Raw genomic sequence first — 9,585 nt, forward strand, 5'->3', positions numbered from 1 at the left:
AGCCTTGACGGATCGGATCAGCTCACCGACCTTAGGGGGTCAATATTGTGATCCGGAAAATTCAAAGGCAAAGAGCGAGTATCGTCGACTTTGAAGCCATCGGTGGAGATACTCAAAACTTCGCCCCGTGCCATTCGGTATCGAGCTGTCACGCCTTATTGGGGATCCTCACATGGACAAAGCGGCGACCATCATTGGAATAGACTGCAGCCCACGCGCGTCCAGTAACTCAGCGCGGATGCTCGGCGAGATTCTTCGCTCGCTCGAGAGAGATCGGCGGGCGAAGGTCGTGGAACAGGTGCGTCTGGCCGATGAGCGTATCGACTGTCTCGGGTGCGAGCAGTGTTATCAAACGTTCGGATACCACGGCGACGGGATCGATCGTGTTCTGTCACTCATGAAAGAGTCGGACGTGATTCTGATGGCTACTCCCACCTGCTTCGGAATGCCGCCGGCCCTGGGCGTCGTCTTGCTCGACAGATCGGATCCCCTGTGGCGCGACGGACAACAGCTCAAAGGAAAACTCGGAGCGGTCATCGTCAACGGCGCCACCGATCCCGCGGACGATCCGAGTGTGCGCTTATGCGCGGACAACATGATCAAGTTTTTCGAACAGCACGAGATGCCATGCGTCCAGCCGGTCCATCTGGGGGGAACGCTCGCGTATCCCGAGCAACGGTTTCCGGACCCGCTCCCCGCCGGGACGATGGGCGTTCTCGAGCAATTGGCTGACGAGATCCGGCAGTGGGTCGGGAGCAGGTGATACCGGCACATCTCTTGCCTCCTCGCGTGGTGAGACACGAGAGGCCCAAACATGACCAATCTTCCCACCCGACTTTCGGAACACCTGAGTCTCAGCCGGTTACCGCTTTGCGTCCTGAAATCGCAAGAGCTCCTCGTGCTCGGCGCGGGTATCGTCGCGCCTGAATCCCAACCCGCTGAACCGCCCAGGTGCGCAAACCCGAGCAGCCTCGACGGATCGGATCAGCTCACCGACCTCAAGGGGTCGATATTGCACGCCGATAAGGGGTCAATCTTCAACGCCGTTTGACAGCTACCGGGTCGGTTTCTCGAACCGGAGCAGGTCGCCCGGTTCACATTCGAGATAGTCGCAGATGCGTTCCAGCGTCTCGAACCTTATGCCTTTGACCTTGCCCTGTTTCAGCAGGGACAGGTTGGCCTCGGTAATGCCGACAAATTCTGCAAGATCCTTGGATTTCACATTGCGTTCGGCGAGGACGACCGCGAGCCTGACCTTGATCATGGTTTCGATCCTCAGACGAAGGCGGCGTTTTCTTCGGCAAGCGCGGATGCCTCGGACAGCACCCAGGCGATGACGGAAACAATGCCTGCGCCGAGGATCATGAGGATGGTGTCGCTGTCGATGCCGAGTGTGAGCCGATGTTGGCCAGCCGGTGCATCCAGGCTCAACAGCACGGACAACGCCGCGCCCGAGACCGGCTTCAACAGCGCGGACGCCAGAAGACCAACCGCGAAGCCTTTCAAACCATTGGCCGCCTCGCGGCTGAAGAATTCACCCGCGGCAAACATCCTGAAACAGCGCCTGGCTGCCAGAAGGGCCGCGATCAGGCAGGCCAGGGGGATGAACGAGACGGCGAATCCGGCCGCCCGTCGTCCGATGCCGAGATCTGCCAGCCATTCGGCCGGAATTTGAGCGCCGGCGGCGATCGATCCGGTGGACGCTCCGAACCAGAACAGCAACAGCCCCGCCGTCAACAGAATGGCGAGCGGACCACAGGACCATGCCAGCAATCGGCTGAAAGACCGGATGTGGTTGAGCCGTACCTGTCGGACAGGATCGGGGCTGGAGGTCGGCATGTCGCTCTCCTGAGTGATTCCGAAATTATCGTTTTACAATAATAAATTTATGCATAATGATGCCAGATGTCAAGTTGGCATCAACAGGAGACGAAAAAATGCCTTTCGCAAGGATCATAATTGCCATTGCCGGTACAGTCGCATTGTCCATATTGCCCAACGCCGCTTTCGCGCTTCCATCGACGGCAAAGGGACAGATTTCCGTAGCGCAGGTGATGGAGATGATGGCCAAGGCTGATTCCAGCACGGTCGCGAAGCAGGTGCTGGTCGCCTATGTCGCGGGCGTCGGCGAAAGTGCCGGGGTGGTTCTCGACACGATGGGCAACAATGCGCCGGTGTCCTGTCGCCAGGCGTTCAGCCTGGACACTGCGTCAGTGCGGACGGCATTGGAGAACGGGGCGCCTAAACAGCAAAGCTGGGCGCAAACGCCGGCGACGCCGCTCATTGTCGCCGACATGATCAAGCGCGCCGGTTGCCGGATCAAAGAATAATCCCAGTTGCGAAGCCGCCGGACTACTCCGGTGGCTTCCGTTCCCACCAGGTCAATATGATAATGTCCGATCGCGAAATGGACTCCTGAGGAACAGCGTATGGATGAGGCAGCGGTGTGGCACCTGATCAACGAAGGCCGGGACGGCATGAGTTTCGCGCAGCGCAGGCTGTGGGATACGATCAGCATTGACCCGGAACAATGGAGTCATCGAACCTCAGCCGGCAATGATCTTCGCATTTGGGTTGTGGCGCTGATTGGCCGGACAGTGATCTCATACAACCATCTTGAGTACGGTTTCGACCGCTCCAGTTTCGTTCGGTATGGCGAGATCGCGCAGCTTGGCTGGGGGCAATCCGAACTTGAGGTTGCCGTTCAAGATGTCCTCAACGAACTGGAATTCGGCCGTCGCACGGCGCCGATCGTTTCCGAGCCTAAGCCAGGAGAGTATCCCGGCGAAGAACCGCAGTAGCAACGCCGGACCGCTTCAGTCGAAGAACGCTTCCACCACGTTGCGCTTGCCAAGCATGAAGGCGTCCGCGACGTGTTGCAGGGGCGCAAGGTCGACATCGGAGATGCCGGCGCGCACGATCTCGGCGAAGCGGCGGTAGAGTTGGGGATATTCGGCTTCCGGCTCGTCGTGAACCACCTTGCCGTCGACGGCGAGCCTGGTGCCGCCGCCGGACAGCACCATCTTGCCCTTGTCGGTGTCGGCCAGAATGTCCCAGCTCTGCGGGCCGGTCTGCAGCCAGTCGAGCTCCATCGTCACCGGCAACCCATCGGAGGTGCGGAAATTGACATGGGCGGCGACCGGCGAGGCGCGGTTTTCGGGAAAGTCGAGCACGGCCGAGGTGATGAACATCGCCGGCAGGATGTGGGTCACGATCGACAGCGCGTTGATGCCGGGATCGAAAACACCGAAACCGCCCGGCGCCCAGATCCAGTCCTGGTTCGGGTGCCAGCGGCGGACATCTTCCTTCCAGACGATTGCCGCCGAGGTGACCTTGGCCGAAGCCAGGAAGGCCCGTGCAGCCTCCACCGCCGGCGCGTAGCGCGAATGCCAGCTGGCGAACAGCGTGACGCCATTGGCGTCCGCCAATCGCTTCAGCTCCTCGACCTCACTGACGGTCGCGCCCGGCGGCTTCTCCAGGAAGACATGCTTTTTCGCGATCAGGGCGGTGCGCGCCGCGTCGTAACGATATTGCGGCGGCATGCACAGCGAAACGGCTTCGAGTTCGGGTACTGCGTCGAGCATCGCCTCTATGGTCGGAAAATTCGGGATGTCGTCGACCTTGCCGTGCCGGCTTGCGGCCGCGATCAGGCGAAAATCCCCATCCTTGGCCACCGCCGGCAGATGCTGGTCGCGCACGATCTTGCCGACGCCGACGATGCCGAGCTTGATGGGTTTCGCAGACATGGGAACTCCAAGGGTTGGTAAAGCCGCCCGGTTCTTACCAGAACGCCGATCATGGGCAAGCGGTTGGCAAGGCGCTTTAGCCCCAGCTTTCCTGGAAGTTGAGCGTCCACTCTCCGCCGGCCAGAAACGCTTCGATCGCCGGTTCGAAGGGCGAGGGGTCGAGGCCGTTCGCCTGCAGCCATTCGTCGGAATAATAGGTGTTGGCGTAACGCTCGCCGGAATCGCAGATCAGCGTTACCAACGAACCGGTCTCGCCGGCCGCGATCAGGCGCGCGGCATGAAAGCACATGGCGATGAAGTTGGTGCCGGTCGAACCGCCGACGCGCCGGCCGAGATGACGCGACAGGACCCGCATCGCGGCAAGCGACACCGCGTCGGGGACCCGCAGCATGTGGTCGATGACGCCCGGCACGAAGGACGGTTCGACGCGCGGCCGGCCAATGCCTTCGATGCGTGACGGCTGCTCGCAACGGCAGTTGGCATCATGGGTGGAGAAGCCATCGAAGAAGGCCGAGCGTTCGACGTCGGCTACCGACAGCCGCGTGGCATGCTGTTTGTAGCGCAGGTAGCGGCCGATCGTTGCGGTGGTGCCGCCGGTGCCGGCGCTCATCACGATCCAGGTGGGAATCGGGTGCCGCTCCTCGCGCATCTGCCCAAAAATGGATTCGGCGATGTTGTTGTTGCCGCGCCAGTCGGTGGCGCGCTCGGCATGGGTGAACTGATCCATGAAATGGCCGCCGAGTTTTCTCGCCAGTTCGGCCGATTCGGCATAGATGCGCCGCCCATCGTCGATGAAATGGCAGTTGCCGCCATAGTGCTCGATGCTGGCGATCTTCTCAGGCGAGGTCGAGCGCGGCATCACCGCATAGAACGGCACGCCGATCATCCGGGCGAAATAGGCTTCCGATACCGCGGTCGAGCCTGAAGAGGCCTCGACCACCGGCGATCCTTCGCGGACAAGGCCGTTGCACAGCGCATAGAGGAAAAGCGAGCGCGCCAGCCGGTGCTTCAGGCTGCCGGTCGGATGCGTCGATTCATCCTTGAGGTAGAAGTCGATGCCGGCAAGCGCCGGCAGGTCGAGCTTCCACAGATGGGTATCGGCCGAGCGGCGCTGGTCGGCTTCGATGGCGGCAACCGCCCGGTCGGCCCATGCGCGCGATGCAGGTTTTGCCGCTGCTGAGATGGCCATCGTCCGCCGATCCCCCTGTTTGCCGATTCAACTACTTAGAGCGGAACCTCGAACGTCACGATCGACACTTCGCCTTCGAGTGCGCCCTGAAAGGCCGACAGATGCGGCTCATCGTCGGGTTCGCCCTCCATGTCGCCGATCTGGTCGAGCTCGGCCTCGGCATAGCCTTCGGCGGCGAGCGATTCGAGGGCGCGGCGCACGGCCGAATCGTCATCGGGCGCGACCAGCATCACATGCACGCCTTCGGGCTTGCCGCCTTTCCTTTTCCAGACGCGGCCGGTGATGATGGTGACCGGGCGTTCCTCGTTGTCGTTCACGGGCTGATTCCTCTTGAGATTCGGGCGGGCGAGGGTTTTTGGGCTGTCCATGGCGCCTTTTGCCATGAAGCCTGGGCGCAGGACAGCCAAAAGCCGGTCACTTTCTTGCTTGCGCGGTTACTTTCTTCCTTGCTCTTGCAAAATGACGAAAGAAAATTACATGCGATTTTCGCATGGCTGCCACGCCCTGTCTGGCGCGCAATATTTGGCGCTCCGGGGTTGACGGTTCACGGTCTTGCGAGTAGAAGCCGCCCAGTCAGAACCGATGTGAGGCTCTCCCTTCCGAAGCGACACGCTTTGGAGTTTGCCTCAAACAGGGTTCGTTTTACGAGCGAAAAGACATTTCCGGCGCGCATGAAGCGGTTTCCGCTTCCTCTGCATTTTGTTCGGGCAGGACCGCGAGGCGCGGTTTATGGCCCGAATTTGCGTATGGAATTGACGCTTTGAGCGGCCCTGACCGGGCGAGACACGGAATTGAGAGACAAGAGGGTTTAATGCCTACCGTCAACCAGCTGATCCGCAAGCCGCGCATTGCGCCGGTGAAGCGCAACAAGGTCCCGGCCATGCAGCAGAACCCGCAGAAGCGGGGCGTCTGCACGCGCGTCTATACAACGACGCCGAAGAAGCCGAACTCGGCACTGCGCAAGGTGGCCAAGATCCGCCTGACCAACGGCTTCGAAGTGATCGGCTACATCCCCGGCGAAGGTCACAACCTTCAGGAACACTCCGTGGTCATGATCCGCGGCGGCCGCGTCAAGGATCTTCCGGGCGTGCGCTACCACATCATCCGCGGCGTGCTCGACACGCAGGGCGTGAAGAACCGCAAGCAGCGCCGTTCGAAGTACGGCGCCAAGCGTCCGAAGTAAGATTTTCCGGCCTTCGCGCTTTTGCCGCGCAAGGCTACGAGATTGAGAGACAAAAGCCATGTCGCGTCGTCACAGTGCAGAAAAGCGTGAGATCAACCCGGACCCGAAGTTCGGCGATCTGATCGTCACCAAGTTCATGAACGCCGTCATGTATGACGGCAAGAAGTCGGTTGCCGAGACCATCGTCTACGGTGCGCTCGACCAGGTTCAGTCGAAGACCAAGCAGGAGCCGGTCACCGTCTTCCATCAGGCGCTCGACAATGTCGCGCCGCATGTGGAAGTCCGGTCGCGTCGCGTCGGCGGCGCCACCTACCAGGTTCCGGTCGACGTGCGCCCCGAGCGCCGTCAGGCCCTGGCGATCCGCTGGCTGATTGCGGCGGCTCGCAACCGCAACGAGACCACGATGGTCGACCGCCTCTCCGGCGAGCTGATGGACGCGGCCAACAACCGCGGCACGGCTGTCAAGAAGCGTGAAGACACCCACAAGATGGCTGAAGCCAACCGCGCTTTCGCGCACTACCGCTGGTAAAGCGCGAACGAGACTGAGAAGGCATCCAAGATGGCCCGCGAATATAAAATCGAAGACTACCGCAATTTCGGTATCATGGCGCATATTGACGCCGGCAAGACGACGACCACCGAGCGCGTCCTCTATTACACGGGCAAGTCGCACAAGATCGGCGAAGTGCACGACGGCGCTGCCACCATGGATTGGATGGAGCAGGAGCAGGAACGCGGCATCACCATCACGTCCGCTGCCACCACGACCTTCTGGAAGGGCCGTGACGGCAAGATGTACCGCTTCAATATCATCGACACTCCCGGACACGTCGACTTCACCATCGAAGTCGAGCGTTCGCTGCGCGTGCTCGACGGCGCCATTGCGCTGCTCGACGCCAATGCCGGTGTCGAGCCGCAGACCGAGACTGTCTGGCGCCAGGCCGACAAGTATCGCGTTCCGCGCATGATCTTCTGCAACAAGATGGACAAGATCGGCGCCGACTTCTACCGCTCGGTCGAGATGATCGGCTCGCGCCTTGGTGCGCAGGCTGTTGTCATGCAGCTGCCGATCGGCGCCGAGACCGAGTTCAAGGGTGTCGTCGACCTCGTCGAGATGAACGCGCTGGTATGGCGCGACGAGACGCTGGGCGCTGCCTGGGACGTCGTCGAGATCCCGGCCGACCTCAAGGCTCGTGCTGAAGAATACCGCGAGAAGATGATCGAAGCCGCCGTCGAGATGGACGAGACGGCGCTCGAGAACTACCTCGAAGGCAAGATGCCGTCGAATGACGAAATCCGCTCGCTGATCCGCAAGGGCACGATCGCGGTCAAGTTCTACCCGATGTTCTGCGGCTCGGCCTTCAAGAACAAGGGCGTGCAGCCGCTGCTCGACGCCGTCGTCGAATATCTGCCGTCGCCGGCCGATGTTCCCGCCATCAAGGGCGTCGATGCCAAGACCGACGCCGAGATCGAGCGTCACGCCGACGACAACGAGCCGCTGTCGATGCTGGCCTTCAAGATCATGAACGACCCGTTCGTCGGCTCGCTGACCTTTGCCCGCATCTATTCGGGCAAGCTGACCAAGGGCATCTCGCTCGACAACACCGTCAAGGGCAAGAAAGAGCGCATCGGCCGCATGCTACAGATGCATGCGAATTCGCGCGCCGACGTCGAAGAGGCGTTTGCCGGCGACATCGTTGCTCTGGCTGGCCTCAAGGACACGACCACTGGCGATACGCTCAGCGATCCGCTGCACCCGGTCATCCTCGAGCGCATGGAATTCCCCGATCCGGTCATCCAGATCGCGATCGAGCCGAAGACCAAGAACGACCAGGAAAAGATGGGCCTCGCCCTTCACCGCCTGGCCGCCGAGGATCCGTCCTTCCGCGTCAAGACCGACGAGGAATCGGGCCAGACCATCATCTCCGGCATGGGCGAGCTGCACCTCGACATCATCGTCGACCGCATGCGTCGCGAGTTCAAGGTCGAAGCCAATGTCGGCGCGCCGCAGGTGGCTTACCGCGAAACCATCACCCGCAGGCACGAGCAGGACTACACGCACAAGAAGCAGACCGGCGGTACCGGTCAGTTCGCTCGCGTCAAGATCCAGTTCGAGCCGAACCCGGAAAGCTCGGAGTTCGAGTTCGAATCGAAGATCGTCGGCGGTGCGGTTCCGAAGGAATACATCCCGGGTGTCGAAAAGGGCATCAACAGCGTCATGACGTCCGGCCCGTTCGCCGGCTTCCCGATGATCGGCGTCAAGGCGACGCTCATCGACGGCGCTTACCACGATGTCGACTCCTCGGTGCTCGCCTTCGAAATCGCCGGCCGCGCCTGCTTCCGTGAAGCTGCGCCCAAGCTTGGCGTGCAGCTGCTCGAGCCGATCATGAAGGTCGAAGTCGTGACGCCGGAAGACTATGTCGGCAGCGTCATCGGCGACCTGAACGGCCGCCGCGGCCAGATCCAGGGCCAGGAAGCGCGTGGCGTGGCTGTCGTGATCAACGCGATGGTGCCGCTGGCCAACATGTTCAAGTACGTCGACAACCTGCGCTCGATGAGCCAGGGCCGTGCGGCCTACACGATGCAGTTCGATCACTACGAGCCTGTGCCGACCGCGGTCGCCCAGGAAGTTCAGAAGAAATACGCGTAACCCGAACGGGTTGCATCGGTAACTTAATTCAAGGCCCGTACGGGCAGCAGATTGGAGACATCACATGGCAAAAGGTAAATTCGAGCGCACTAAGCCTCATGTGAACATCGGCACGATTGGTCACGTCGACCATGGCAAGACGTCGCTGACGGCGGCGATCACGAAGTATTTTGGCGAATACAAGCGCTATGACCAGATCGATGCGGCGCCGGAAGAGAAGGCCCGCGGGATCACCATCTCGACGGCGCACGTCGAATACGAGACGGCCAACCGCCACTACGCCCACGTCGACTGCCCCGGCCACGCCGACTATGTGAAGAACATGATCACCGGCGCCGCGCAGATGGACGGCGCGATCCTGGTCGTGTCGGCCGCCGACGGCCCGATGCCGCAGACCCGCGAGCACATCCTGCTTGCCCGTCAGGTCGGCGTGCCGTCGATCGTTGTGTTTTTGAACAAGGTCGACCAGGTCGACGACGCGGAGCTGCTCGAACTGGTCGAGCTCGAGGTTCGCGAGCTTTTGTCGAAGAACGAGTTCCCCGGCGACGACATTCCGATCGTCAAGGGCTCGGCTCTGGCTGCTCTCGAAGATTCGAACAAGACCATCGGTGAAGACGCGATCCGCGAGCTGATGGCTCAGGTCGATGCCTACATCCCGACGCCGGTTCGTCCGCTGGACAAGCCGTTCCTGATGCCGATCGAAGACGTGTTCTCGATCTCGGGTCGTGGCACTGTCGTGACCGGCCGCGTCGAGCGTGGCGTGGTCAAGGTCGGCGAGGAACTGGAAATCATCGGCATCCGTCCGACGACCAAGACG

The 9,585-nt window shown here is 61.4% G+C and carries 13 protein-coding genes; 7 read left to right on the forward strand and 6 right to left on the reverse strand.

Features of this window, described 5'->3' with window-relative positions; genetic code table 11:
- The first annotated feature begins 172 nt into the window (after positions 1–172).
- A complete protein-coding gene (locus AC1DYJ_RS31580) occupies positions 173–763 on the forward strand; it encodes a flavodoxin family protein (RefSeq protein ID WP_477289416.1) in 591 nt (196 codons plus the stop codon).
- A gap of 291 nt (positions 764–1,054) precedes the next feature.
- Here the strand turns inward: AC1DYJ_RS31580 and AC1DYJ_RS31585 are convergent, their stop codons facing one another.
- The 3 genes from AC1DYJ_RS31585 to AC1DYJ_RS31595 are packed head-to-tail and all read right to left on the reverse strand — an operon-like array spanning position 1,055 to position 2,071.
- Positions 1,055–1,264 carry a helix-turn-helix domain-containing protein gene (locus tag AC1DYJ_RS31585; RefSeq protein WP_477289418.1) on the reverse strand — a complete coding sequence of 70 codons (210 nt, stop codon included), beginning with the start codon at positions 1,262–1,264 and terminating at the stop codon, positions 1,055–1,057.
- Positions 1,265–1,275: 11 nt separating this feature from the next.
- Positions 1,276–1,839, reverse strand: a complete 564-nt coding sequence (locus AC1DYJ_RS31590; protein WP_477289420.1) for a DUF2975 domain-containing protein — start codon at positions 1,837–1,839, stop codon at positions 1,276–1,278.
- A gap of 25 nt (positions 1,840–1,864) precedes the next feature.
- Positions 1,865–2,071, reverse strand: coding sequence for a hypothetical protein (locus AC1DYJ_RS31595; protein ID WP_477289422.1), 207 nt, complete (start codon positions 2,069–2,071; stop codon positions 1,865–1,867).
- Here AC1DYJ_RS31595 and AC1DYJ_RS31600 point away from each other — a divergent pair.
- Both AC1DYJ_RS31600 and AC1DYJ_RS31605 read left to right on the forward strand, forming a co-directional pair.
- Complete coding sequence (locus AC1DYJ_RS31600; protein WP_477426389.1) at positions 2,061–2,330, forward strand: hypothetical protein; 270 nt, start codon at positions 2,061–2,063, stop codon at positions 2,328–2,330. The genes AC1DYJ_RS31595 and AC1DYJ_RS31600 overlap by 11 nt on opposite strands.
- Before the next feature lie 99 nt (positions 2,331–2,429).
- A complete protein-coding gene (locus tag AC1DYJ_RS31605) occupies positions 2,430–2,801 on the forward strand; it encodes a hypothetical protein (RefSeq protein ID WP_477289426.1) in 372 nt (123 codons plus the stop codon).
- Between the two features lie 15 nt (positions 2,802–2,816).
- On the opposite strand, the gene AC1DYJ_RS31610 is transcribed toward AC1DYJ_RS31605, so the two are convergent.
- The 3 genes from AC1DYJ_RS31610 to AC1DYJ_RS31620 all read right to left on the reverse strand — a co-directional run bounded on the left by AC1DYJ_RS31610 (position 2,817) and on the right by AC1DYJ_RS31620 (position 5,252).
- Positions 2,817–3,746 (reverse strand): Gfo/Idh/MocA family protein, encoded by a 930-nt coding sequence (locus AC1DYJ_RS31610; RefSeq protein ID WP_477289428.1) that lies wholly within the window; start codon positions 3,744–3,746, stop codon positions 2,817–2,819.
- A 76-nt stretch (positions 3,747–3,822) separates the two neighbouring features.
- Complete coding sequence (locus AC1DYJ_RS31615) at positions 3,823–4,935, reverse strand: PLP-dependent cysteine synthase family protein (protein WP_477289430.1); 1,113 nt, start codon at positions 4,933–4,935, stop codon at positions 3,823–3,825.
- Between the two features lie 35 nt (positions 4,936–4,970).
- The gene (locus AC1DYJ_RS31620; protein WP_181062225.1) at positions 4,971–5,252 is read right to left on the reverse strand and encodes a transcriptional regulator; all 282 of its coding nucleotides are present in this window, start codon (positions 5,250–5,252) and stop codon (positions 4,971–4,973) included.
- A 494-nt stretch (positions 5,253–5,746) separates the two neighbouring features.
- Here AC1DYJ_RS31620 and rpsL point away from each other — a divergent pair, with 494 nt between their 5' ends.
- From rpsL to AC1DYJ_RS31640, 4 genes are all read left to right on the forward strand, one after another.
- On the forward strand, positions 5,747–6,118 hold the full coding sequence (rpsL, locus tag AC1DYJ_RS31625) for a 30S ribosomal protein S12 (protein WP_006333356.1): 372 nt from the start codon (positions 5,747–5,749) through the stop codon (positions 6,116–6,118).
- 58 nt (positions 6,119–6,176) lie between these two features.
- Positions 6,177–6,647, forward strand: coding sequence for a 30S ribosomal protein S7 (gene rpsG, locus AC1DYJ_RS31630; RefSeq protein ID WP_008875664.1), 471 nt, complete (start codon positions 6,177–6,179; stop codon positions 6,645–6,647).
- 30 nt (positions 6,648–6,677) lie between these two features.
- The gene (gene fusA, locus AC1DYJ_RS31635; protein WP_477289432.1) at positions 6,678–8,768 is read left to right on the forward strand and encodes an elongation factor G; all 2,091 of its coding nucleotides are present in this window, start codon (positions 6,678–6,680) and stop codon (positions 8,766–8,768) included.
- Positions 8,769–8,832: 64 nt separating this feature from the next.
- Positions 8,833–9,585, forward strand: a 753-nt coding sequence (locus AC1DYJ_RS31640; RefSeq protein ID WP_140609816.1) for an elongation factor Tu, incomplete at its 3' end; no start/stop codon positions are given.

The organism is Mesorhizobium sp. P2_B11 (genome assembly GCF_056404855.1).